General features: G+C 39.3%; 21 protein-coding genes and 1 pseudogene. 12 read left to right on the forward strand and 10 right to left on the reverse strand.

Annotated features, from left to right (window positions below):
• Positions 1-55: 55 nt before the first annotated feature.
• Positions 56-1,090, forward strand: coding sequence for a glycosyltransferase family 9 protein (locus P7F88_RS12740; protein ID WP_277825248.1), 1,035 nt, complete (start codon positions 56-58; stop codon positions 1,088-1,090).
• Here P7F88_RS12740 and P7F88_RS12745 read toward each other — a convergent pair.
• Together P7F88_RS12745 and P7F88_RS12750 are read right to left on the reverse strand one after the other, a co-directional pair.
• Positions 1,059-1,844: a glycosyltransferase family 2 protein gene (locus P7F88_RS12745; protein WP_277825770.1), complete on the reverse strand. Its 786-nt coding sequence runs from the start codon at positions 1,842-1,844 to the stop codon at positions 1,059-1,061. The two genes, P7F88_RS12740 and P7F88_RS12745, sit on opposite strands and share 32 nt — an antisense overlap.
• Positions 1,835-3,046, reverse strand: a complete 1,212-nt coding sequence (locus P7F88_RS12750) for a glycosyltransferase family 9 protein (RefSeq protein WP_277825250.1) — start codon at positions 3,044-3,046, stop codon at positions 1,835-1,837. Before P7F88_RS12750 ends, P7F88_RS12745 begins: the two co-directional genes overlap by 10 nt.
• A gap of 100 nt (positions 3,047-3,146) precedes the next feature.
• On the opposite strand from P7F88_RS12750, the gene P7F88_RS12755 reads away from it, so the two are divergent.
• The gene (locus P7F88_RS12755) at positions 3,147-3,848 is read left to right on the forward strand and encodes a 3-deoxy-D-manno-octulosonic acid kinase (protein WP_277825251.1); all 702 of its coding nucleotides are present in this window, start codon (positions 3,147-3,149) and stop codon (positions 3,846-3,848) included.
• A gap of 12 nt (positions 3,849-3,860) precedes the next feature.
• Here P7F88_RS12755 and waaA read toward each other — a convergent pair whose 3' ends face one another.
• Entirely contained in the window at positions 3,861-5,120 is a 1,260-nt protein-coding gene (waaA, locus tag P7F88_RS12760; protein ID WP_277825253.1) for a lipid IV(A) 3-deoxy-D-manno-octulosonic acid transferase, read from the reverse strand.
• A gap of 139 nt (positions 5,121-5,259) precedes the next feature.
• Here waaA and P7F88_RS12765 point away from each other — a divergent pair, with 139 nt between their 5' ends.
• Positions 5,260-6,207 carry a WaaS/CpsH family glycosyltransferase gene (locus tag P7F88_RS12765; RefSeq protein ID WP_277825255.1) on the forward strand — a complete coding sequence of 316 codons (948 nt, stop codon included), beginning with the start codon at positions 5,260-5,262 and terminating at the stop codon, positions 6,205-6,207.
• A 2-nt stretch (positions 6,208-6,209) separates the two neighbouring features.
• Here the strand turns inward: P7F88_RS12765 and P7F88_RS12770 are convergent, their stop codons facing one another.
• From P7F88_RS12770 to rfaD, 7 genes are read right to left on the reverse strand one after another with little or no spacing between them, the layout of a single operon-like run.
• Positions 6,210-7,049: a glycosyltransferase gene (locus P7F88_RS12770; protein WP_277825257.1), complete on the reverse strand. Its 840-nt coding sequence runs from the start codon at positions 7,047-7,049 to the stop codon at positions 6,210-6,212.
• On the reverse strand, positions 7,030-8,268 hold the full coding sequence (locus P7F88_RS12775; protein WP_277825259.1) for an O-antigen ligase family protein: 1,239 nt from the start codon (positions 8,266-8,268) through the stop codon (positions 7,030-7,032). Before P7F88_RS12775 ends, P7F88_RS12770 begins: the two co-directional genes overlap by 20 nt.
• Positions 8,269-8,271: 3 nt before the next feature.
• Positions 8,272-9,318, reverse strand: coding sequence for a glycosyltransferase family 4 protein (locus tag P7F88_RS12780; RefSeq protein ID WP_277825261.1), 1,047 nt, complete (start codon positions 9,316-9,318; stop codon positions 8,272-8,274).
• An 8-nt stretch (positions 9,319-9,326) separates the two neighbouring features.
• A complete protein-coding gene (locus P7F88_RS12785) occupies positions 9,327-10,109 on the reverse strand; it encodes a glycosyltransferase family 32 protein (RefSeq protein ID WP_277825264.1) in 783 nt (260 codons plus the stop codon).
• Between the two features lie 26 nt (positions 10,110-10,135).
• Positions 10,136-11,176 (reverse strand): lipopolysaccharide heptosyltransferase II, encoded by a 1,041-nt coding sequence (gene waaF, locus P7F88_RS12790; protein WP_277825266.1) that lies wholly within the window; start codon positions 11,174-11,176, stop codon positions 10,136-10,138.
• Between the two features lie 38 nt (positions 11,177-11,214).
• Positions 11,215-12,321 (reverse strand): glycosyltransferase family 4 protein, encoded by a 1,107-nt coding sequence (locus P7F88_RS12795; protein ID WP_277825268.1) that lies wholly within the window; start codon positions 12,319-12,321, stop codon positions 11,215-11,217.
• Positions 12,322-12,324: 3 nt separating this feature from the next.
• Positions 12,325-13,266 (reverse strand): ADP-glyceromanno-heptose 6-epimerase, encoded by a 942-nt coding sequence (gene rfaD, locus P7F88_RS12800; protein WP_277825270.1) that lies wholly within the window; start codon positions 13,264-13,266, stop codon positions 12,325-12,327.
• A gap of 251 nt (positions 13,267-13,517) precedes the next feature.
• On the opposite strand from rfaD, the gene rfbB reads away from it, so the two are divergent.
• The 9 genes and pseudogenes from rfbB to P7F88_RS12845 all read left to right on the forward strand — a co-directional run bounded on the left by rfbB (position 13,518) and on the right by P7F88_RS12845 (position 24,449).
• A complete protein-coding gene (rfbB, locus tag P7F88_RS12805) occupies positions 13,518-14,582 on the forward strand; it encodes a dTDP-glucose 4,6-dehydratase (RefSeq protein WP_277825272.1) in 1,065 nt (354 codons plus the stop codon).
• Between the two features lie 2 nt (positions 14,583-14,584).
• Positions 14,585-15,451, forward strand: a complete 867-nt coding sequence (rfbA, locus tag P7F88_RS12810; protein ID WP_277825274.1) for a glucose-1-phosphate thymidylyltransferase RfbA — start codon at positions 14,585-14,587, stop codon at positions 15,449-15,451.
• A gap of 13 nt (positions 15,452-15,464) precedes the next feature.
• Complete coding sequence (rfbD, locus tag P7F88_RS12815) at positions 15,465-16,337, forward strand: dTDP-4-dehydrorhamnose reductase (protein WP_277825276.1); 873 nt, start codon at positions 15,465-15,467, stop codon at positions 16,335-16,337.
• A 6-nt stretch (positions 16,338-16,343) separates the two neighbouring features.
• Positions 16,344-16,897 (forward strand): annotated as a pseudogene (gene rfbC / locus P7F88_RS12820) (dTDP-4-dehydrorhamnose 3,5-epimerase).
• A 28-nt stretch (positions 16,898-16,925) separates the two neighbouring features.
• Entirely contained in the window at positions 16,926-17,756 is an 831-nt protein-coding gene (locus P7F88_RS12825) for an ABC transporter permease (RefSeq protein ID WP_277825278.1), read from the forward strand.
• Positions 17,746-18,945: an ABC transporter ATP-binding protein gene (locus P7F88_RS12830; RefSeq protein WP_277825280.1), complete on the forward strand. Its 1,200-nt coding sequence runs from the start codon at positions 17,746-17,748 to the stop codon at positions 18,943-18,945. The genes P7F88_RS12825 and P7F88_RS12830 overlap by 11 nt, the downstream gene beginning before the upstream one ends.
• 148 nt (positions 18,946-19,093) lie before the next feature.
• Positions 19,094-19,741 carry a class I SAM-dependent methyltransferase gene (locus P7F88_RS12835; protein WP_277825282.1) on the forward strand — a complete coding sequence of 216 codons (648 nt, stop codon included), beginning with the start codon at positions 19,094-19,096 and terminating at the stop codon, positions 19,739-19,741.
• A gap of 317 nt (positions 19,742-20,058) precedes the next feature.
• Positions 20,059-23,172, forward strand: coding sequence for a glycosyltransferase (locus P7F88_RS12840; protein WP_277825284.1), 3,114 nt, complete (start codon positions 20,059-20,061; stop codon positions 23,170-23,172).
• A complete protein-coding gene (locus P7F88_RS12845; protein ID WP_277825286.1) occupies positions 23,169-24,449 on the forward strand; it encodes a rhamnosyltransferase WsaF family glycosyltransferase in 1,281 nt (426 codons plus the stop codon). Before P7F88_RS12840 ends, P7F88_RS12845 begins: the two co-directional genes overlap by 4 nt.
• Positions 24,450-24,451: the final 2 nt, after the last annotated feature.

A 24,451-nucleotide genomic window follows, 5' to 3' on the forward strand; every position in this document is an offset into this window, starting at 1 on the left:
CCTATTTAACTCTGTATGATTGACGTTCTGAACGTTAGGAACTGGTAAGTCACAAATGAAGAAAATTCTGGTAGTACGTAATGATAAAATTGGCGACTTTATGCTGGCATGGCCTAGCTTTGCGATGCTGAAGCAATCTTTGCCAGATTGCCATATCACCGCTCTGGTTCCTAAATATACAGTAGACCTTGCTAACCTTTGTCCCTGGATTGATTCTGTTCTGATTGATCCAACAAAAAACGGTGAAAAAGAAGCAATAAATAAGCTGGCTCAAGAGATTAAAAAAGAAAGGTTTGATGCATCGATTAACCTTTTCTCTACTACCTATAATGCAAAATTGGTCTGGAATGCAAAGATTCCTTACCGCTTAGCACCTGCGACCAAATTAGCTCAGATATTTTATAACCGAAGAATCAAGCAAAAGCGTTCTCAGTCTGCCAAACCGGAATACGAATACAATCTAGATCTAATTCGGGCATTTCTGAAAGATATCAAAACGAATATTGTTGAACCTACTACGCCTTACCTTGAATTTAGTGGAGATGAACTTTTCACGCAGAGAGGAAAGCTAGCATCGCAACTTTCTATTGATGTAAATAAAAAATGGCTATTTGTTCATGCTGGTAGTGGCGGCTCTGCAAATAACCTATCGCTTGAGCAGTACGCAGATTTGATCACCGGAATAAAGCAGGAGAAAGAAGTTATCCTGACTGCGGGACCAGGTGAAGAGGAAAAAGCCAAAGAGCTATTGAAGTTGCTTAGTAAGCAAGATGAGCTCTCGGTTGTCTATGATAAAAACGACGGGTTGGTGGATTTTGCTTGCTCTATAGCTTGCGCGGATTTATTTGTCGCAGGTTCAACGGGTCCGCTACATATCGCTGCCGCTATTGATGTTCCTACAATCGGCTTCTTCCCGAGAAAGCGTTCTGCAACACCTTTGCGCTGGAAACCTATTAACTCCGAAGGGCGACATATCGCATTTTGTCCGCCAGAAGCTGATGATAAAGCAAATCAGGAGAATATGAGCCGCATTGATATCAATACGACTCTAAAAGAGATTAATCCCTGGGCTTCTCAGTACTTGTCCTGATCCAGAGATCAGCATATTTAACAAAGGTCGAATGAGCTGAAAGTATGGAAAGCAGGAATCCCTGTTTTCCATCTAAAAAACCAGCCTTTAACACATACATTTTTAAGAAACAGGTTAGGGCATGAATTATTCCCTGAGAGATACTGCTCTTCTTACCTTTTTTCTCTCTCTGCTCCGCCCATGCCTTGGCATAGCCTGCGGATTTAACCAGATAGTGATTCATATCGTTGTAGGTGTAGTGGATAGCATCACCCTGAAGCTTTTCCACCTTCATGTCCCTAGATACTTCGACCTTTTCATGAACCAGTACATCGTTGTACTGAGTCAACTTGGTTGGATATAACCGAAGTACTCTATCAGGATACCAGCCACAGTGGCGGATATAGCGGCCAAATACCCAACTGAGTCGAGCAAATCTGAATAACGTATCAGGTTTGTTTTCTTCAACCGCTTTTAAAATACTTGCCTTTAGTTCCTGTGTGACACGTTCATCTGCATCCAGCCAAAGTATGTAATCTGATTCAACATAAGACTGTGCTAAGCGTCGCTGTGGGCCAAACCCCGGCCACTCAGCATTTACAAAAAACTTATCAGTATACTGGCGCGCAACTTGCTCGGTATCGTCTGTACTGCCTGAGTCTAGAATGACTATCTCATCAACCCAGCCGTTTACAGTATCCAGGCAAGCTTTCAGGTGTTGTGACTCATTTTTTACGATTAAAGCAACAGCTAGAGTGGGTCTGCTCACTGAGATACCTCTGTATTGATTGTTGTGTTGTTTAATGAAAAGTCAGCAGTAATTCTATCAAACATGGATATAACATCTTGTGACTTTATGAGGTTCATCGCCTGCTTGTCTTTAACTCTGGCTCTCCAGCTTAGCTGTTCAGGTGTTTTGCCCGTTTCTATCTTAATAGCCTCTTCATACGCTGAAACCACATAATCTCTATACTGGTAGGGGCCAGTTCGTTGTGGATTATGATGAGCATATAAACCAAGAACAGGGGTATTTACTGCGTTAGCCATATGAGCTGGTCCAGTATCCGGGGCAATAACAAGATCTACTAGATCTAACAGGGCAAGCATCTGTTTCAAGCTACTTTTTCCAACCAGGTTAAGAACACCTCTAGCGTCACTCCCAGTAGTGCCTTCGTCACTCCCGGCCACTCCTTCGTCATCCCTGCGAAGGCAGGGATCTAATCCAATATTCTCGCTTATTTTTTCAAGATTCCCGCCTTCGCGGGAATGACTGTGTGTTAGCGATTCTTCAACCTGATTTGCCAGATCTATTTCAATCTTAGCAGGGCTTCCTGCCAGAATGATATTCCAGCCCAGAGACTGAGCGTGATGAATAACATCGGCATAACCTTCAGCGTTCCAGTTTTTATAGGCTTTACTGGCTGCAGGCACCAGAACAAGGGTTCTTGTACTGGTGCTTATATGCTGTTTTGCCCACTCTTTATCCGAATCAGAGTAAGGAATTGACCAGGATGGCGAAATGTCTTTTATTCCTAGTGTCTCACAAAAAGCAAGCAGGCCATCCAGAACGTGTGTTTCAGATGGGGATGGGACTTTTACGTTAGTAAACAGAGTTTGGAAATCCTGACTTCTTACTGAATCAAAGCCCAGCTTGTATTTTGCTTTAATTCCCAGAGTCGCAATGCTGGCTCTGAATGCATATTGCATATGTAAAAGTGCATCAAACTTGCGGCCTTTAAGCGTTTTCCATAATGATTTATAGCCTTCCCAGCCTTGCTTTTTATCAAATACAATGACTTCAATGCCATTCAGGTCATTAATTAGCTGCGCTTCTAACTTACCCGTTATCCAGGTGATTTGGGTTGTCGGCCATTGTCGCTGGATAGACTGGACTGCGGCTACCGTATTACAAACATCACCAATGGCCGAGAGCCTTAGAATGCAAAGAGAGTCTGGAGCCGAGGAAAAAAGAGGCATGAGTTGGTATCACTAGTTATTTGATTGCTAAGAATTATGCAGTGAGGGCAGATAAATGTAAAATGTTTAGGTTACGGGTTACGGGTTACGGGTTATTGATTTGAAAACAGTAGAAATTGGGAAACAGCGAATTTGGTTTAATGAAGAGTTACTTCTTGAATCCCCCGAAAGCTGTTTTGAACCTGTATTTTGGCAACAAAGCGGTAAAGTTACTGGCAGTGCGGAGGGTAGAGGTACTACATGGTTTGTTCAGACAGGTACCATTCCAGCTGCACTACGACACTATCGTCGTGGCGGGCTTTTCGGTAAGTTGGTTAAAGACCACTACTTCTTCAATGGTTGGGAGAATACTCGCAGCTATCAAGAGTTTCAGCTGTTAATTAAACTTATTGAGGCAGGTGTAAACGTACCAAAACCGATAGCGGCACGGGCAATTAAGCGAAACTTCTGTTATCAGGCAGACTTATTGAGTGAAAAAATAGCAAACGCACGCGACCTGGTTTCGATTCTGCAGGAAGCTCCTATATCAAAAGAGCTCTACCAGAAAATCGGTCAAGAGATCCGAAAGATGCACGATGCGCAGGTAAACCATACTGATCTGAACATTCATAATATCCTGATTGATGATAACGAAAAGGTCTGGATTATAGACTTTGACAAGTGTTACATCCAGCATGGTGATAGTTGGAAAGCCGGTAACCTAGAGCGCTTAAAACGCTCGTTTACCAAAGAAGTTGGTAAACGAGCGATTTATTGGAATGAGGGGGATTGGGATGCTCTTCTTCTTGCTCACAATGAGTAAGCAAGATTAATATCAACTGACGTAACGTACCGTTTTTTCGATCGCACCTTTGTTGTTATTGACCACATCAAGAGCGGCATTTCCCATCTTTTGCCGCTTATTTTCGTCGTTGAAAAGTTGGATTATTTGATTAGCTAGTTCATCGCTATTACTACAAAACGTAAGAGCTTCACTATCTCTTAGTTGATTAGCGATATCTGTAAAGTTGAAGTAACTAGGGCCATTGATCAAAGCCTTACCTAATGCGGCTGGCTCTAAAAGGTTATGACCACCAACTTTTTCACCAACAAGGCTACCACCTATAAAGCAAACATCGGAAGCGCCCATAAGAGTTAGCATTTCTCCCATAGTATCTCCCAGGTAAACCTCTGTATTAGTCGTGACTGATTGTTTGCTAGATCGAGTAGTGGTAGTAAAGCCAAATTTGGTGGAAAGTTGTTCGACACCAAAAAAACGTTCTGGGTGACGCGGTACTAGTATCAGCAGAGCGCCGGGAATCAACGAAGTTATCTGCTTATGTGCCTCGAGTACTTGTTCATCTTCACCAGCGTGTGTACTAGCCGCGATCCATACCGGACGCTTCAAACCAAGTGTTGTACGAAGCTCTTCGCCTTTAGCTTTTATTTTGTTACTTACCTGGATATCAAACTTCACAGAGCCTGTGACTTGAACTTTATCTTTCGGAATACCTAGCTTAATAAATCGTTCTGCGTCGTCTTTATGTTGGCAAAGTACCTGGGTTAAGCTTTTTGCCAACAAATCAAAAACGGGCTGTATTTTCTTATATCTATTGCATGATCGCTCTGATAAACGAGCATTTATCACGGTGATTGGTATTCCTGCTTTAGCAACGATTGCTAATGTATTAGGCCAAAGTTCAGTTTCCATTATCAATAGTTGGCTGGGGGAAACGGATTTTAAAAAGCCTTTTAGAGCAAATGGAAAGTCTAATGGCATATATCGGTGTTCAACAAGTTCGCCAAGCTTCTGCGCTTGTTCAGCTCCTGTTGTAGTTGTTGTTGTCAGTAGAATCGTTTGATCCGGGTTTTTCTCTTTTATCGCTTTGATAACTGGACTAACAGCGATAGTTTCACCAACAGAGACTGCGTGAATCCATAATGGTGACTCAGTGCTATTTAACTTAGGTGTGAAGCCAAAGTACTCTTTCCAGCGCTTGCCTATTGATGGTTTTCCCTCTTTTCTTCGTAGAAGTTGGTATAAAAACAGTGGGGATATAATGATTAGAAGGGCCGTATATATTAAGCGAAGCAATGGATTATCTCGTGTAGTATCTTGCAAAGAATGACTATATCAGCATAACATAAAGTGAGAGTGTAAGACCAAGGGCTGGTCTTGTTAAGCTTTCAATTACGCTTCTATACGTCGAGTGGATTTTAAAGGAATGTAGCAGATGAGAAGAGTCTTACTTCTGGGTGACAATAAAACAAATCTAATTTCTCCAATATTGGAAGAGCTTAAAAAGCTAAACCTCGAAGTCGACTATATAGATGCAGCAGAGCTAGATGCTCAAAAAAAGTACCCGTCTGTGTTGCATAAGCTAGCAGCAAAGACTTACCTAAATTTTAAAATTCAGGGAAAGCGTCATTGGGGTAGGGAGCAATATATTGTATCGAAAACTGACTCGCAGTATGACCTAGTGATAGTGTTTATTCCTGCAATGCTCAATTCTGTAATTGCGGCTCAATTAAAATCTCAATCGAGAAAGTTAATATGTGTATTGTGGGATTCATTAGAGAAATCCCCATCAGGCAAAGTTCTTTTAAACTACTCCGACAAGACATTTAGCTTTGATGACGACGATTGCAAAAAAGGTGGTATTAGTCATCTTCCTTCCTACCATTTGAATCCTCTAAATTATTTAAATTCTCCTGAAATGGATGTATTTAGTGTTCTTTATTTTGGTGATGAATCCGATGTTAGATATCAAGCAGTAAAGAGGTTTGCAGAGTCAAATAGCCACCTAAAGGGAGAGATTTATCTTATCAATGATAAGATAAATAAAAAGTCAATTAGAATTAATGATATTGAGTTAGTTATCCAAAATACAAAACTGATAGGTAATGAGTTAGAAGAAAAATTAAAATCCACAAAATGTATACTGGATATCGTTGATCCAAGGCAAAAGGGGCTATCATTTAGACTTGGTGATGCTTATCGCTATAATAAATTTTTAATAACCAATAATAACACTATAAAGTCAGAGTTGTGGTTTCAGGAGAATAACTTTGTACTCAGTGATGAAAACTATACGGTACCAACAGAGTTTATTGAGAAAGAGTATACTCCTGTAGAGTCTCCCCATTGTATCAGAAACTGGGTTAAAAAACTGATTACGTAATCTTAGCTCCTGTTGCTTAGCCCCTTCGATGCAAAATATTTTTTTGCTTCTTTCCTGGAGAGCATTAATTCGATCATCTCGTCATAGTATGGAATATGGTGGCTTCGCTTTGGATGATACAAATGAAAAACATTTGCTGTGTTTTTAACAGACTGAACTTTCAATCCATATGCTATAAATCGCCACTCAATATCTGTATCGTCTCCAACTGCTGTTTCACCATAACTTTCATCAAATCCATTTATTGCAACAATATCTTTTTTAAAGCACCCAAAGTTACAGCCTAGCAAACTAGTGGTTCTTGATGATTTGTTAAGTATATTCTTGTATATCCACCCATCAGGCTTGAAAGTAAAGCCACTCTCGATATGTCCCTCCTTACCATCTATAAGAAGAGGAACAAAAAATAGAAGGAAGTTATTTGCTATTGTACTTGCTTTGACTTTTTCCTTTCTTAACCAATCAGAAAATTTAGGTCCTAAGTTAACTCTTCGTCCAGAAGAGACATACCCCGGTTTTGCTTGTTGTACGTGATACTCTATGAAGGTTGGGTAAGGTACGCAGTCTCCATCAACAAATACTAAGTAGTCACCAGTGGCTGCTTTGATAGCGTTATTTTGAGATTGCATTTTTCTAATGCCGGAATCTTCTTGGGAGCAGTGTTTTATGTCTAAGTTCGGGAATTTCTTTAGAAGAGCGATTATTTCTGAACTTCGTGCATCTTCAGCTATAACAACTTCAAAGTTTTTATATGTTTGATCTTCAAGTTGCTGAAGAATAAGAGAAAGAGCCTGGTAATCTTTATAGACAGCAACAATCAAACTAACTTTCATAATTAGCATTTAAAACCTCAGAAAGTGTAAGTGATACAGCAAACGCTATAGTATATGTAGAGTATTCTTGGAGCAAGCTATAGAAAGGAGTGATCGCCAATAAGCCGATAAAATAACAGGAATTTATTTTCTGTATTTTGCTGTTTGTCCTTATTGAACGAGATAAAGACATAAATATCACATAGAAAAAGGTACCTAACAATAAAGTGGCGTATATGAATCCCGATTTTGCGTATAAGTCGATATATGTGTTGTGGAAGTCCGTACCGCCATAAATATGATTATTCGATAAATATTCTCGACTTTCTTGTTCTGGTAAGCCTTTGATGTATGAGTAGTAGTGTTGTGCGGAGTTTTTCATACCGCTACCAAATACGAAATGCTTTGGTGAATCGTTAGCTGTAGTAACAATGTAGTTCAATCCGCCTTTCCACATGGTAAGCCTGGCAGTATTTGACTCATTATTAGAGGTGTTAAAGATACTTGCACCTCGTTCAATTATGGGGGTGACTTTTTCAGGAAATACACTGCTGAATACTAATGAAACAGCTGCTAGAGCTATAAATAAATACCCTGACTTTGCTCTTAGACAAAGAAGTGAATATGCGAATATGACAACTACAGCACCAAGCCATCCACCTCTTGTGCCTGAAACAATAAGGCTGGATATCAAAATAAGAATGCATAGTATACTTACTACTTTTATATATCTATTTTTTGCTTTAAAGTGAATGTAAATAAACAAAGCAGATAAACTGAAAAATATCACATTTATATGTCTAGAATAATCTAAGAAACCAAGGACTCTAGATGATATCTGAAAATTTCCAACGGTAGAGAAGTTATAAAGGCTATATACTGACGAAATTATGGTTGCAATTACAAAAGTGACGATTGCATGCTTCCTAGCCTTTTCATTTGTAAGTGCGTAGGTAAGTGCTGGTATCAGCAATAGGTAAAGGTTTTTTCTTATAAATAATATGATGTCTTTAATATCCATATTACTAACTGTGCTAGAAAATACGCCTAACAAAAATAGGCCTATAGTTAGTATGGAAAGTTTTTTAAACCCTATAGATATACTCTTCCATTCTGAAATAAGCATATAAATGGTAGTTACTGATAGTAGTGTTCCAAATATATTCATTCCCGGCTTTGTGGAGGGCAGTGAAAGAGCAAATAATATTGCAAAAAGATATAAAGCTTTGCGTGAAAATTCTTTGTTCATAATTTAAAGTAAAATTTCTTTCCACTTAGAGATACATGTGGCTTCACTGAAGTTAGACAACAGTATATCTTTGTGAGTGTTTTCTTTTGATACTATAAAGTTGCTGGTAGCTAGCTCTATTTTATCTGCTAAATCAATGATGTTTTTGTCTTGTGCTTGATATAAGTCTTCAAAGCCTAGCGCCATAAATTCTGGAAATATGGTGTTGTTGTATGTGATACATGCAAGGCCATAGTTCATCGCCTCTAACATCACATTCCCAAATCCTTCTCCATAACTTGGAAACAAGAAGAAAGCATTTTCTATATAGTGTTGACTTACATTGTCAGTGTAACCTGTGAAAACGAGTTCAACACGATTGTCTCTAACGAGATCGAGTAGCTCATTTTTAACATTATTGTTGTACGGTCCTACGATCGTTAGCTTTTTGTTCTCTTCAGGGATATTGGCATTCGATAGTGCAGTGACTGCGTCATATATACCTTTACCTCTTTCTACTCTCCCTACAAAAACAAACGTTGGTGATTTAGGAGCATTTGGATAGATAGATGTAGTGTCAATGCTTGGGTATATAGTAACTGTTTGACTACTGGTAGCAGGGAGGATGGCTAATGCATTGCGGTGTAAGTGTTCACTAATTGCTACGTAATTGCTAACGCAACTATAAAATATGCGGTGTAAGAAGTCTTTTTTTGAAGTGGACTTTGTAGTTCCATGCCGAACAATGACTTTGCAGTTAGTACCTTTTACAGCAAAATAGATAGACTTAATCTCAGATGCACCAAAAAACACCAAAGTGGTGATCTGTTCTTTCTTGATTACGCTCCTAAGCTCTCTGATTAAATTCAGGCTCAGCTTAGATCTGAAAGCAATACTAAAGTGCTCTACATTTTGAGTTTTGGCCTTTTCTTCCAGAAACGTGTCACTTTTACATATAAGTAAAGCGTCTATTCCATGTTTTTTGAATAGTTTTGTATGTCTTATAGCATCTAATTCCATCCCACCTTTATGATGCGACAGGCATAGAATAGCGACTTTTGTATTGCTCATTTTTCTACTTACTTCAACAAGTCTTTAGGTTTTTTATGAATCCACTTACTTCTAGGTTTATCTAAGTACTGAAAATGTTCATTGGTAAAGGCACCTTGAATACATACGTACTTACGTTCAATAGATTTAACGGTCTTTCCTTCTAATGTTTCTGTCAGTACTCCAGGGCCAGTTAAGAAGTAAACACCTTTATCGACTTTTTTTTGTTCGATATTCACAACCATCTTATCTATAGTCTTTTGATAATCAGGATTGTTTGGAGCGGATGCCAGAAAAAAGTTTGTAAATTCGAAGTTGTTTTTAGCTAATGAAACATAGAGAGCTTCATCATTGGGGTCGATCAATTTCTTCAATGGTTTAACTAAAGTAGCGTCCATATCCAGATAAACACCGCCTTCGGTGTTTAGTGCTACAATCCGCCAGAAATCAGCCAATGCAGCACCATCATTAAGCTGTAGGTAAGCTTCAAACTCTTGTTTTGAAGTGTTCTCCTCAACATACTTTCTCTGTGCATCATCGCTGACAAATCTATATTCGTAATCTAGCGTCATCAATCTATTGAACAAATAATTTATATAGACGGGGAAAGCGACTCTGTTCGAGTAGTTTGTTTGCCATACAATTTTTGTAACATTTGCCTTTTTTGGTGATCTAACTATTGCTCTTGAGTACTCTGGAATCGTAAATCTGTATTTAGGTAGCAGCAAATGCACCGGGTAACCCGCTATTTTAAATAGGTTTCCCATTAGTCTGATTAAGCGGTTAGCAACAATTGTAAGTGTCTTATTCATTCTAAGCCTTTACGCTCTTCTGTAATTTATTGTAATTGTATCGATATGGATGTACTTAGAGCCCCAATAACAGACTCGGGTTTCAATTCTTTTAAGCAGTTTAGGTGCCTCAGAGGACAAGTCCTTTTAAAGCAAGGACGACATTCAATATCAGTATGAAGTATGCTCAGTTTTTCAGTTAGTGGTGGCGTATATTCGGGGGATGTAGAACCGTACAAAGCAATGATGTTACAACCAACCGCTGCGGACACATGCATAAGCCCTGAGTCGTTACTTATAACAGTATGACAGCATGCTAGCATGTCGACAGCTTCTATTAACGATGTCTTGCCTGCTAGATCAAAACAATGACCTTTACTTTCATCACTCAAGCCATCTCTTATTAGCTGAGTTGTTTCTTGATCCTTCTGAGAACCGAAAAGCCAAATTTGTTGACCTGACTTAATCGCATGTTCTGCTACTTCGGTGTAGTACTCCTCGGGCCATCTTTTGGCAGGGCCAAATTCAGCTCCTGGGCATAAGCCGATGATAGGCCTTGTTGAGTTTAGTCCTAACTTAGTTTTGATGGAGGTTTGCTTCTCTTCACTTACCTCGAGCTCTGGTTCTTCAATAACGTTTAGAGAAACACGATCAAGCATTTCCAGTTTAGGGTGGGCTAAAGCGACGTAGCGTTCGACCATATACTGAAATATGCGTTTGTCTGGCCTAATGTCATTCAGCAACCCATACCTAAACTCACCTTTCCATCCGGTTCGCTTAGTTATTCCCGCAAAAGCAGGGATAAGAGCAGACTTTGCGGAGTTGGGCAGTATAAATGCGTGGTCATAGTTATTTTTGGCAAGTTTTCGGCCTATCTTCCATCGCTCTTTTAAGTTAAAAGCACCGTGACCAATGGGCATTTCGATAGCTTCATTCACTTCGGGCATGCGTTCCAGAATAGGCTTGCACCATGTAGGTGCGAGTACGTCAATAGTCGCCTCTGGGTTCGTATTTATTAGTTCTTTATATAAACTTTGCGACATTACCATGTCGCCCACCCATGACGGGCCAATAATTAAGATTTTCATATGTTAACGCATGCTTTCAGGTGACGGTGATACTATCACTAATCTGCTAAGTAGTAACCTTGAAGCTTTTCAATATGTGCATTCATAGAGAAATATTCTAAGGCTCTTAAACGGCTGGTGTGGGAATTTTTAGTAACAAGTTTCGAATTACTAAGATAGTGCTGTATAGAATTAGCAATATCTTTTTCCGATTTTGGATTACAAAAAATGGCGTTCTCGCCAAGAATTTCAGGTAAAGCACCTGAATCTGCAGCGACTATCGCTTTTTGAGCAGCCATGGCTTCTATCGCGGTAAGCCCAAATGCTTCGTTATAATAAGGTAAGCACACAACGTCCATTATGGAGTACATTGCTGGAGTATTTTTTTGGAAACCAGCTAAATGGATACTTGTCTTGTATTTACTTAAGGCAATGAATTCTTTTATCTCAGCTACATACTCACTGTCAGCACCTTCCGTGTCTGTAAGCCCACCTACTATTAGAAGTCTAAGGTTATTATTTTTAGCTGCGAGAACTTCAAAAGCTCTCAGAAGTTCTAATTGCCCTTTGCCTGGGCAGATCCGTCCTATTGTACCTATGACCAAATCACCTTCTGGAATTGATAATGACTTTTTAGTCTCTTCAATTTGCTTAGTAGTGCATAAGTCAGGGATGTCTGTACCTAACCACAACCGCTCGATTTTGTTCTCTGGTACGGGTAACGCTTTTATGTTTCTTTGATACGTTTGATCGCTAATGGATAACACTTGGTCTAGATGGTTATAGACCCATTTATGGTATAAATCTTTTTTGGGCTTGGTGACACCCATGTGCTCAGTAAACAATGTTCTACGTCGGGTAAAAATATTTAAAAGAGCTGAAATAAGAATATCGCCGGATTTATGGCAGTGAATTACCTCAACGTTATTATCTTTCAACCATTGGTTAAGCTTGAGAATTTCGAATGCGATAAGGTGTTTTTTGCTTTGTACCTTATAGGTTTCTATCCCGGATTCATCCATACCCTTGGCAACGCGAGTACCAGCGACACATAAGCCAAACACTTTGTAGCCACGTTTATCAAACTCCGCTCCTGTGCGGATAGGGTACATTTCTAGGCCTCCCCAACCCGTGGAGAGGCAAATATGTAATATCGCTTGGGTCATAACTTAGCTGTTGATGGTTTTCATATATTCAGCGACACCTTCAGCAACAGTTTTGAACTGATGGTCACAGCCTGTTGCTCGAAGCTTGGTCAAATCTGCCTGAGTAAACTCTTGATAAGCTCCTTTGAGGTGTTCTGGGAAAGGTATGGTTTCAATCTCACCTTTGCTATGAAATTTAATAACAGCCTTAGCGACCTCTTCAAAGGACTCTGCATTGCCTGTACCTAAGTTGAAAATTCCTGATTTACTGTTTTCCATAAACCAAAGGTTTACCGCTGCAACGTCACCTACATAAACAAAATCTCGTTTGAAGTGCTCACTGCCTGCAAAAAGCTTAGGGTTTTCACCTGCATTCATTTGGTTGTTTAAATGAAAAGCAACGGAAGCCATACTACCCTTGTGATCTTCTCTAGGGCCATAAACATTAAAGTAGCGGAATCCAGTTACCTGAGACAGTTCTTCACCATGCTCTTCGGCTTCTTTCCATAGACGACGCACATAGTTGTCGAACTGTTGTTTTGAGTAGCCATACACGTTAAGTGCACCTTCATACTCTTTTTCTTCAATGAAGGTATCGGTTTCACCGTAGGTAGCTGCGGAAGATGCATAAAAGAACGGGATTTCACGCTCCAAGCAATAGTGGAGAAGTTCTTTTGAATACTCATAATTATTGAGCATCATATATTTGCCATCCCACTCAGTTGTAGCTGAGCATGCGCCTTCATGGAATATAGCTTCAACTGGCCCGAAGTCTTCCCCTGCCATTACTTGCATTAAGAAGTCTTCACGATCCATGTAGTCTGCGATATCCAGGTCAACAAGGTTTTTGAACTTCTTACCATTTTTGAGGTTGTCGACCACTAGTATGTCGTTTATACCTTTTTCGTTTAAAGCCTTTACGATGTTGCTGCCAATCATGCCAGCGCCGCCAGTTACAATGATCATTATTAGATTTCCTTAATGTTTACATGGCCGTAGTATATCAGTAAAACAGATTTGTTTAATGCGTTGATTCATTTCTAGAACAAGTAACGCTTCTACTGTACAATCTCCACATTTTTTATAGAAACATAAGTGTTGGCTTCAAGGGCTATATCAAATCTTTATACAGCCTGAACTTTTGGTTGAAATAGTTCTTTGGTTTTATTTGTTTATAGTCGCTTGCGAGGCATCATTTAAACAGTGGATAGTTTTAGATGAAGATACTTGTAACAGGTGGTGCTGGATTTATTGGTTCAGCTGTAATTAGGCACATTATTAAAAATACTGCTGATGAAGTGGTAAATGTAGACAAGCTAACGTATGCAGGAAACCTTGAGTCTTTGATCGAGGTAGATCAGAACGAACGTTATTCTTTTGAACAAGTTGACATATGCGACGCCACTGAGGTTAAGCGAGTATTTGAGCAGCATGAACCAGATCTAGTTATGCACCTAGCTGCAGAGTCACATGTGGATCGTTCAATCGATGGCCCTGCTGCCTTTATCGAAACAAACATTGTTGGTACATATGTTCTTTTAGAAGCAGCTCGTGCTTATTGGAATGAGTTGGATGCGACTAAGAAAGATGCATTCAGGTTCCACCATATTTCTACCGATGAAGTATATGGCGATTTAGAAGGAACAGATGACCTATTTACTGAGACTACTTCATACGAACCTAGTAGCCCATATTCTGCATCTAAGGCATCAAGCGATCACCTGGTAAGAGCCTGGCAGCGTACTTATGGTCTTCCAACCATTGTAACTAATTGCTCTAACAACTACGGTCCATATCATTTCCCTGAGAAACTTATCCCTCTGATGATTCTAAATGCGTTAGAAGGAAAGCCTTTACCCGTCTATGGTGATGGTATGCAAATCAGAGATTGGCTGTTTGTAGAAGATCATGCTCGGGCACTATATAAAGTGGTAACGGAAGGTGAAATTGCTGAAACATACAATATTGGTGGTCACAACGAGAAAGCTAATATTGACGTTGTTAAAACGATCTGTGAATTACTAGAAGAGCTGGTTCCAAGCAAGCCAGAAGGTGTTGAGAAATACCTTGATCTTATTACATACGTAAAAGATCGTCCTGGTCACGATGTAAGATATGCTATTGATGCGTCCAAAATAGCGAATGAGCTTGGCTGGAAGCCTGAAGAAACATTTGAGTCTGGTATTCGCAAAACAGTTGAGTGGTACCTGGCTAACGAAAACTGGTGGACAAGGGTATTAGATGGCTCATATAGCCGCGAACGTCTTGGTGAGGAGAAGTAAATATGAAAGGTATTATTCTTGCTGGGGGATCTGGTACACGCCTTTATCCGATTACACGTGGTGTATCCAAACAGTTATTACCTGTTTATGACAAACCAATGATTTATTATCCGCTATCTACGCTTATGCTGGCTGGTATAAGAGATATTTTAGTTATTACCACTCCTGAAGATAATGAGAGTTTCAAACGATTACTCGGCGATGGTTCTGATTTCGGTATTAATCTAGAATATGCGGTTCAACCTAGTCCTGATGGATTAGCTCAGGCATTTATTATCGGCGAAGAGTTTATTGGAGATGATAGTTGCTGCCTGGTATTAGGCGACAATATTTTCTATGGGCAGCACTTCACTGACACCCTTCGAAATGCCGCTAACAGAGAATCTGGAGCGACAGTGTTTGGTTATCAGGTTAAAGACCCGGAGCGCTTTGGCGTTGTTGAATTTGATAAAAATATGAAGGCTGTTTCAATAGAAGAAAAGCCTTCTGAACCTAAATCAGACTATGCAGTGACTGGTTTGTATTTTTATGACAATCGCGTGGTTGAGTTTGCAAAAGCTGTTGAACCATCTGATAGAGGTGAGTTAGAGATTACCTCTATCAATCAAATGTACTTAGAAGAAAATACTCTGAATGTTGAGCTTTTGGGTAGAGGTTTTGCGTGGCTTGATACGGGTACTCATGAAAGTCTTCATGAAGCTTCGTCTTTTGTACAGACCATTGAGCATGTTCAAAGCCTTAAAGTTGCTTGTCTTGAAGAGATAGCCTGGAGAAATGGCTGGTTAACGAATGAAGAGCTTCTTAGCCTTGCTAAACCAATGATGAAAAATGATTATGGCCAATATCTGGCTAAACTTGCGAGCGAATAAAACGAGATAAGCAATGCGTGTATTAGTGACAGGTAGTTATGGTCAAGTTGGCCATTGTTTAGTTAACCAATTAGCGGGTAAAGCGGAAGTACTGGCTGTTGATAAAGAGCAGCTTGATATTACCGATCAAGCGGCCGTGTATACAATAGTCGCTGATTTTGAACCGGACTATATTATTAATGCGGCTGCTCACACAGCAGTTGACAAAGCGGAACAAGAAGTCGATTTGTCTTTTGCTATAAACAGAGAGGGCCCTAAGTATCTTGCAGAGGCTGCTGAAAGTTGTGGTGCCGTTATGCTTCACATTTCTACAGACTATGTATTTGAAGGAAATGGTCTCGAACCTTATTCCGAATGCGATATGACTTGTCCCCAGGGGGTTTATGGGAAAAGTAAGCTTGCTGGAGAACTAGCTGTCGCTGATGCGTGCGACCGACATCTTATTCTGCGAACGGCGTGGGTTTTTGGTGAGCATGGAAGCAACTTTGTTAAAACGATGCTTCGTTTGGCCCAGACCAGAAATGAACTCAATATTGTTGGTGACCAAATAGGTGGGCCAACTTATGCTGGTGACATAGCGGCAACGCTAATCAAAATGATTGAGTCTGTTGAAGGTGGTGTTGAAATCACTTGGGGAGTATATCACTATTCCGGTATGCCTTATGTAAGCTGGTATGAATTTGCACAAAAAATATTCGATACCGCTCAACGTCAAGGAGTTGTTGATGAAAAGCCCACCCTTTCATCTATTCCGACGTCAGCATATCCGACACCAGCAAAGCGCCCTGAAAATTCACGAATGAACTGTAATAAAATACAGACGCATTTTGGCATTAAGCCAAGTGATTGGATAACTGCCTTAGATAATATTCAAGCTTATAAGTAGTGAAATATGAAAGTAATTGATACAGAAATCCCCGAAGTAAAAATTATAGAGCCAGCAGTATTTGGTGATGAGCGCGGCTTCTTTATGGAAACCTGGCAGCAAAAAAATTTGAAGAACTAGTAACAGGTAAACCGACTCTGTTTGTACAAGATAACCATTCAAAGTCAGCAAAAGGGATTTTGAGAGGGCTTCATTACCAGACTGAAAACACACAGGGCAAGCTTGTGCGTGTTGTTTCTGGTGAGGTTTTTGATGTTGCTGTAGATATAAGAAAGGGCTCGCCAACATTTGGGAAGTGGGTGGGTGTATACCTTTCTTCAGAAAATAAACGTCAACTTTGGGTGCCCGAAGGCTTTGCTCATGGCTTCTATGTAACCAGCGATGAAGCTGAGTTTGTTTACAAGTGTACGGATTATTATAACCCTAATGCTGAGATATCAATTAAATGGGATGACTCAACCATCGGAATAACATGGCCGATAGCAGAAGAGGGAGCTTTACTTTCTGATAAAGATAAATTTGGGTTAGCTTTTAGCGAAGCACCATATCTTACCGTATGAGTAAATTTAATAACATATTAGTGTATTTATGAGTAGTAACAATCACCATCCTGCGACCTTGCAGTCTTTGCTCTATAGTGCTTGGCATAATAGAGAGTTAATTTTAAAAATGACCTATCGAGAAATAATTGGTCGATATAAGGGCTCAATGATTGGACTTGCTTGGTCTTTTTTCAACCCATTATTGATGCTAATGGTTTATACCTTTGTTTTTTCGATTGTTTTTAACGCTAAATGGGGGGCGGATTTAGGTGGAGGCAAGGGTGAGTTTGCAGTTATCTTATTTGCCGGAATGATTGTCTTTAATGTTTTCGCGGAATGTGTAAATCGAGCTCCAGGCCTGATGATGGCTAACACTAACTATGTGAAGAAGATTATTTTTCCGTTAGAGGTTATTCCATGGGTTGTATTACTAAATGCACTATTTCATGCCCTCATTAGCTTCCTTATTCTATTGATAGCGCAATTACTTATAATTGGCACCATCCCCTCTACTATACTGGTATTACCTGTAGTGTTGTTGCCGTTTGCTGCTTGTCTGATGGGAGTAACATGGATTCTTGCGGCTGCCGGCGTCTACCTCCGTGATTTGGGGCAGTTGATGGGTATTATTACTACGGTGTTAATGTTTACATCTCCATTGTTCTTTCCTCTCTCCGCACTACCAGAAAGCTTACAGCCTTACTTGGCTTTAAATCCTCTAGCATATTTTATAGAAGAAGCTAGGGCGGTTATCATATTTGGGAATATTCCTAGTCTTGCAAGCTTAGTCACAACCAGCCTCTTAGGTGTAGTTGTACTTTTTGTCGGATATGCTTTTTTTCAGAAAACACGAAAAGGTTTTGCTGATGTCTTGTAAAGAGCTTGCTATCGAGGTAAATAGCTTAACTAAATCGTATCAAATTTACTCGAAGCCTCGTGATCGATTACTTCAGATGCTATACAGAGGTAGAAAAAATTTCTATACGGAGTTTTCTGCTTTGAGTAAGGTATCATTTACTGTCAAGAAAGGAGACTCTGTCGGTGTTCTAGGCCATAATGGTGCGGGCAAATCGACACTTCTTCAGATCATCACCGGAGTTCTTACACCAACTAGTGGTAATGTCATTACTAAAGGCCGAATTGCAGCTCTTCTTGAACTTGGAGCTGGTTTTAATCCAGAGTTTACGGGTAAAGAAAATGTTTTCATGAATGCAGCGATCCTTGGGTTGACTACTAAAGAGATTAAAGCGAAATATGATGATATTTTAAGGTTTGCAGAGATAGGCGATTTTATAGATAGGCCTGTAAAAACATACTCATCAGGCATGTATGTGCGTTTGGCTTTTGCGGTTGCGGTACATACTGACCCAGAAATTCTTATTGTGGATGAGGCACTCGCTGTAGGCGATATTCGTTTCCAAATGAAGTGTATTCAGCACATGGAAAGCCTAAAAGCGAAAGGAACCACCATATTATTTGTTTCTCATTCACCAGAGCAAGTTAAAAGGTTTTGTAATAAGGCCATTTGGCTAGATAAAGGTAAATTACGAGAAGTTGGAGATTCAAATAAGGTCTGTGATCGTTATAGGGATTATATGGCGCATGGTTCAATAGAAACTTCGGAAAACGAATACGATGTAAAAGTTAATGGCTTGGAGAAGAGCCTACCAGCTCGATTGATATCAACAACTATCAATCGAAAGGTTATAAATCCTGGAGATGACATAGAACTAGTTATCAAGTATGAAGTGTTGGATGAGCGAATTGACGGGCTTTTAATCGGTGTTGCTATGCTCCGACCAAATCGAGATTACATCTTTGGTGCAAACTCTCATCTAGATGATGTGATAGTACCAAGTCATAAAGGGATTCATGAAGTTATATATATAGCAAAAGACATTCCCTTATTACCTGCGAGTTTTGAGTTTGACGTGGGTATTTTTACAGATAAGGGGTTGGTGAACTTGGATTATCTTACAGGAATAGCTCAATTTGATATAGTTGATGAGTATAATTCAGAGGGGCTAGTGAATATTAATCACGAGTGGATTGTTAATGACATTTGAGAGTGTCTAAGGCTACACTTTTCTCTCGGTTGGATGTTTGTTGCATGCTCGGAGCATGAAGGTGTGTTTTTGTTATTTAACTATTTCCAAACGAGAACTAGCGACGAAGAGTCAGCTATTAAATGTTAACAAATTATTATGGGTAAATATGAACTTACATAAATATTTTTTGAATAACTCTAGTTTAAGAATACATAAGTGGCTCCACTACTTTGATATATATGAGAGGCACTTTAATAGATTTGTTAATAAATCGCCCGTTGTCCTAGAGATTGGTGTATTTGGTGGTGGCTCGCTAAAAATGTGGAAAGACTACTTTGGGGATGGGTGTAAAGTAATAGGTATAGATATCAACCCGGAATGCAAACAGTATGAATCAGAAGGAATTGAAATTTATATCGGAAGTCAAGATGATCCTAATCTTATTGAGAGTATTTTGAATAAATACCCATCCATCGATGTTTTAATTGATGATGGTAGTCATATGATGACCCACATGATTAGATCTTTTGAGTTGTTATACAGCCATATATCTGAGAATGGAGTTTATCTTGTCGAAGATACTCATACTTGTTATTGGGAAGAGTATGAAGGCGGCTTAAAGAAACAAGGAAGCTTTATGGAGTTTGCTAAAGATAGAGTTGACATGCTCAATGCTGTCCATAGTCGAAACAGTTTACCAGTAACCGAGTTTACTAAGACCACAGATTCAATTTCTTTTTACGATAGTATTGTGGTATTTGAGAAACGTAGACAAGGAAAGCGACAAGCTCCAATGACGGAATCAATGGATTAGTGTAGATAGCTCTTTTAGTAAAATTACTATTGAGGGATGGTAATTTTACTGTATTAGTACAAAAGGTACTTTGGGGAGCGTATATATCCCTCGATCTTAGAAGTGATTTTAAGCATCACTTTAATCTAGGTTAAAAAGTCTTCATTTATTTAAATTAGAATAATCAAAACCCTTGATTTGCGGGTGCATGAGGTTGCGGTGAAGGACTTCATATTTTGTTCTTTTTCAACATTAACTATCTTGCCCCTTGCGCTTAAGGGACCGAGGCTGGCTAATGCAGGACTAGATAGCCAACGTAAATACACTGGATGCTACTTGTGGAAAATAACGTTTATACACGCTCAGTTGGCGTGGAGAAAGACTCTCTGTACTATGTGAGTCAGTTTATCGAACCTAATAGTCGAGCTCTTGACATTGGGTGTTGGGAAGGTGCATTAGGAAAACACCTAATTGAAAATAAGAACTGTATAGTTGATGGAGTGGAACTTAATGTCAATGCTGCGAACAAAGCTAAAGAAGTTTATCGAGAAGTTTATGTTTCTGATGTGGAGTCCCTTGATTTAGCGTTCTTAAATGACACGTATGACTATATTGTTTGTGCTGATGTTTTAGAGCATTTACTTGATCCAATGGAGACGCTTAAAAAGATCAAACAAAAACTCAATAAGAATGGCAAGCTAATTGTATCAGTTCCAAATGTGGGCTACGCAGGACTCGTTGAAGAAATTCTCTCTGGTAGATTTGATTATAGAGAATATGGTCTATTAGATAAAACACATTACAAGTTTTTTACCAAAGAAACAGTAGTTGAAATGCTAGAGAGCGGAGGATTCAAAATTGACAATATGGAATTTGTCAAAGCATTTCTGAGAGATACGGAGTTTAATAAACTGAATGATCTTTCGGATTTTACAGAGTCTCATGCACTTATGGCACGAGTACCGTACTCTGGTGTGTATCAGTTTGTTATAGAGTGTAGCTTGCAAGAAGAGGTTGCGATTAAACCATATACCGAGACTCATTCAGGGTTAGAACTTAAGTTCCCTCTAGATGTATTTTGGAAATCCAACGGCGAAGAGTATACGAAACAGAAGTCATTAACATGGCCAATTAGCTATGCAGAAAAAACTCAAATCAAGATTCTGTTGCCCTTTGTTGATGGATTAAGCTCTATTAGAGTTGACCCTTTAGATTTTAAGGGAAAGCTAGCTATCGATAAACTTCAGCTAGAGACTGAGTCGGGAAATGTTATTTTTAGTCTAGAAGACTCGCAGGAATCCATAAATCTTTATGGTGGAGAATTAGACAACTCAGCTGATACGCTATCGTATATTTCATATTCATCAGATCCTCATATAGATATTGATTTACAAAAGATCCAATCTTGTTGCTCTTTGGATTCAGACGTAGCTATTTATCTTGTCGCAGAGATTAGTTGTTTAGATAAATCAAGAGAAATCGAAAAACTAAAGGCATCGCTTGAAGAAAAAAGCATGACTCTTAGCGAGACTCAAAACTTGCTAAATACAATGCTTAATTCAAAGAGTTGGAAATTAACTTCGCCGCTAAGGCGTACTTTGACTTTCACGAGAGACTTTAAGGTGAATCTCCTTGAATTACTGCGAACGATTAAGCTAAATGCAAACAAAGAAAGAGTTAGATATTTGCTTAGCGTCTTGCGTAGAGATGGAGCACGAGCTTTCATAGCAAAAGTTATTAATAGAGTGAAAAATAACTCTGCATATAAAGAGGTAACTGACGATTATCAAGCGTGGGTAGTTAAAGCAGATGCGAAGCTAACCGAGATGGCTCGAGTGGTAGAACAACGTATTGGGTCTAATAACTCTCCTCTAATCAGTATTGTTTTGCCTGTTTACAATCCAGATAAAGAACTACTTGAATGCTGTTTAAACTCTGTCTTGATGCAGTCTTATCAACGCTGGGAGCTGTGTGTTGTTAATGATGCGTCGACAAAACCACATGTTGAAAAAACGCTAGAAGAGTTTAATGCGCGTGATAGTCGAATTAAGATAAAGCATAGTGAGTCTAATGGACATATTTCATCTGCGAGTAACCAAGCAATTGATATGGCATCAGGGGACTATCTAGTATTGCTTGATCATGATGATGAATTACATCCTCACGCATTGATGTTTATTTACGATACGATCAATAAGAACAAGAGCGTCGACTTAATTTACAGCGATGAAGACCATATCACAGTTGATGGTGTCAGATGTGCACCATTCTTCAAGCCTGATTGGTCTCAGCATTTGTTGTACAACCAAAACTATATTGGTCATATGGTTTGTCTTTCACGAAGTGTACTTCAAAAAGTTAAAGGATTTACGTTAGGCTTAGAGGGCGCTCAGGACTATGATCTACTGTTGAGAGTTAGTGAGAACACTGACCAAATCGTGCATATCCCCCATATCTTATACCATTGGCGGGAACATTCAGGGTCTACAGCGGCTAATGCGGATAGTAAGCCGTATGCACATGAAGCAGGGAAAAAGGCGCTAGAAAACCATTTATTGAAAAAATATCAGCTAGATGAAGCCAAAGTTAAAGATGGTATTAATCTCTTTACTTATCGTCCAAATTTCCCTATAGCGGCAAATACGAAAGCTTCTATAATTATCCCAATAAGAGACAAAGTAGAATTACTGCAACAACTGCTAGATAGTATTCATGAGAAAACGACTTGGACTAACTATGAGGTTATTGTTGTTGATAACGGTTCAATTGAAGTGTCAACGCTGAACTATTTAGCTCACATACAAGAGGAGTTTGGATATAAGGTCGTTAGAGATGAATCTGATTTCAATTGGTCGAAAGTTAATAATGTTGGTGTAGAAGTTGCTGATGGTGATGTATTTGTTTTCCTGAATAATGACACGATTGTTATTTCGGAAGATTGGCTGGAGTCTTTGATTTCATGGTCACAGCTTCCTGATGTTGCAGTCGTTGGTCCGCTACTAAGATATGATGACGACACAATTCAACATGCAGGTGTTGTTGTTGGAATGGGGGGCTGGGCAGATCATGTGTTTAAAGGGGAAGAGGCAACACATAAAGTTGGTCCTTTTGTATCACCAGTTCTTACTAGGGATGTTTTGGCTGTAACTGGGGCATGCCAAGTTATAGAAAAAAGAAAATTTGAAGAGCTGGGCCGTTTTGATGAAGCGTTTATTATTTGTGGTAGTGACGTAGAGCTGTGTATTCGTGCATACAAAGAGGGCTATAAAAACGTATATCTACCCCAAGCGGAGCTTTACCACCTGGAATCTAAGAGTCGAAGCTCTTTTGTTCCGGAGAATGACTTCAATCTGTCCAAAATTAAGTATGAGCCATATAGAAGTGAAGGAGTAGATCCTTTCTTTAACCCTAATTTGGATACAATGCAATCTACCCCAAAGGTTAAACAATGATTACTTGGTTAGTAAAACGTCTTCTAAATAATAAATATCTATATAATCTAGCAAAGCAAACTCACCATGAAGTAAGGCATGAGTTTACTCAAGGTGTGAACACTAATATACCCGAGATTACTCCTTTTGAGTTAACTCAAAGTCATGTTCAAGAAAAACGCTTAAATTTGTTGGTCCCGGCACTTTCTGAAAAGCATGTCTTTGGGGGTATTGCGACAGCACTTCGCTTTTATGAAAAAGTTTCGCAACACTTCCCTTCATGCAGAATTATCATTACTGACGAGGTATCAACATCGGTAAAAGTGGGGCAATACTATTCAGATTGGCCTGTTTTAGATGTTGGCTCATCTGATGTAAGTGGTAATAGTATAGTTGTTGCGGGGAACAGAATAGGCAAGCCACTTCCTGTTTCTGCTGAAGATGTATTTGTGACTACCGCCTGGTGGACGACGATCAATGCTTTTACAATGATGGATTGGCAACACAAGTCTTATATGCTTGAAGCACCACGTAAGCTTATCTACTTTGTTCAGGACTTTGAGCCGGGGTTTTATCCTTGGTCAACGAGGTACGCTCTGGCTGAATCTACTTATCGAAAGCCGGATCAAACAATACCAGTCTTCAATACAGAGCTATTGAACGATTTTTTTAAAAAACAGGGGTTTACTTTTGGAAAATCGTTCTTTTTTGACCCGAAACTAAACCCTGAGCTAAATCGATTGCAACTTGAACTCCATGAGGTCAAAAAGAAAAAGCAGATAATCATATATGGTAGGCCTAGTATAGAGCGGAACCTTTTTTCTTTGATCGTTCAATCTCTGCAACGTTGGTCGAAAGATTACGATGACTCAACTGATTGGAAAGTATATTCTGCTGGTGAAATGCACGAGCCTATCCAGTTAGATAATGGAATGGTAGTCGAGTCGGTCGGAAAGTTGTCTTTAGAACAATATGCTAATTTACTCGCAGAGTCTTCTGTAGGTGTATCTTTAATGCTATCACCGCATCCAAGCTATCCCCCTCTTGAAATGGCAATGTTTGGCGTTGAAGTAATAACTAACTCTTACGCAAATAAAGATTTGAAAGGGGTTGTTTCTAATGTCACTAGTTTAAGTTCGCTAGAACCAGGAGAGATATCGAGAGCAATAGGCGAACTATGCAATAAGTATAATGAAGAACAACCTATTAGTTGTGAAAGAAATATTTTTTCTACAAACGAAGATGAGTTCACTTTTATAGAAGAGTTAGTCGAAGATATATCAATAAAGGAGTTGTAGGG

The organism is Vibrio hannami (assembly GCF_029589055.1).
Lineage (GTDB): Bacteria > Pseudomonadota > Gammaproteobacteria > Enterobacterales > Vibrionaceae > Vibrio > Vibrio hannami.